A 1507-nucleotide genomic window follows, 5' to 3' on the forward strand; every position below is an offset into this window, starting at 1 on the left:
CGCCGGCGAGCAGGTCCCGCACCGCCTCCGTCGTCTCGCGCAGCGCCCCCAGCCACGACCGCGGCGTGGCGCCGACCTGCTCGACCCACGAGCGCACGCCGTGCCCCAGCCCGGCGTGCAGCCGCCCCGGGAAGGCCCCCGCGAGCGTCGCGAGCTCCATGGCGGTGAACGCGGCGTTCCGCGCCACCGCCGGGAGGATCCCGACGCACACCGTCACCCGCTGGGTCGCGGCCAGCGCGAGCGCGGTCGTCGTGAGCCCGCCGGTGTAGAAGCAGTCCTCGACCACCCACAGCTCGTCGGCGCCGGTCGCCTCGATCGCGCGGGCGACCCGGGCGACCTCGGCGGGCGGCACCTCGCGCGGCAGCAGGATCCCGACCGACCCGGTCACCACCATGGCGATGGTCTACCACCGGCCCGGCCTCACCGCCCGGGCGGAGGCCCCGCGGGCTCCCCCGGGGGCGCGCAGCCGGCCAGCCGCCGCGGCACCAGCAGCCCGCTGAGCCCGCCCGCCACGAGCAGCCCCGCGCACAGCAGCACCGCGAGCCGGTACCCGGCGGTCAGCGCGTCGGGGTCGGCGTAGTCCTGCTGCGCGAGCCCGACCAGGCCCGGCAGGGCCGCCACGGCGAGCAGGCCGCCGGCCCGGGACACCGCGTTGTTCACGCCGCTGGCGGTGCCGCTGAGCCGGTCCGGGGCCGCCGCGAGCACCGTGGTGGTGAGCGGGGCCACGAGCAGGGACAGGCCGAGCCCGAACAGCAGCACCCCCGGCAGCACCGTCGTGAGGTAGCGGTCGCCCGCGTCGACGAAGGCCAGCCACGTCACGCCCGCGGCGGCCACGAGCGGGCCCGTCACGAGCAGCGGGCGCGGCCCGAGGCGGGTCGTGAGCCCGCCCGCCCACGACGACAGCAGGAGCAGGGCCAGGCTGGAGGGCAGGCCCGCCAGGCCCGCGAGCAGCGGTCGGTAGCCCAGGGTCGTCTGCAGCTGCACCGGCAGGAAGAAGAACACCCCCGACAGCGCGGCGTAGACGCCGAGCGTCAGGAGGTTGGCGACCGTGAAGGTCCGGTTGCGCCACAGCGACTGCGGCACCATCGGCGCGCGCGCCCGCCGCTGCCACCACACGAACCCGGCCGCGGCGCCCAGGCCGACCGCCCAGCCCACCGGCACGAGGGCCGCGAGGACGTCACCGCCCTCGCCGCCGCCGGTCCCGACCAGGCCCGCCGTCACCCCGCCCAGGGCGAGCACCGCGAGGACGGCGCCCGCGACGTCGAGGCGCCCGGCGGCGCCGGGGTCCCGCGACTCCGGCACGAAGCGGGCCGTCAGGACCAGCGCGACCGCCGCGAGCGGCAGGTTGACGAGGAACACCAGCCGCCAGTCCGTCTCCACCAGCCAGCCGCCCAGCGGCGGTCCGAGCGCGGGGGCGACGGCGCCCACCCCCGCCCACGTGCCGATCGCGCGACCGCGGTCGGCGGGCCGGAAGCTCGCCTGGACGACCGCGAGCGAGCCCGGGGTC

2 protein-coding genes are annotated in these 1507 nt (G+C 78.7%); both read right to left on the minus strand.

What is annotated here, in order from left to right; translation table 11 throughout:
- On the minus strand, positions 1–394 hold a 394-nt coding region (locus ACTUAL_RS27530), incomplete at its 3' end, for an LLM class flavin-dependent oxidoreductase (RefSeq protein WP_440902279.1).
- Positions 395–420: 26 nt separating this feature from the next.
- Positions 421–1507: MFS transporter (locus ACTUAL_RS27535; protein WP_440902280.1), on the minus strand; the 1087-nt coding region annotated here is incomplete at its 5' end.

This window comes from Actinosynnema sp. (genome assembly GCF_052038725.1).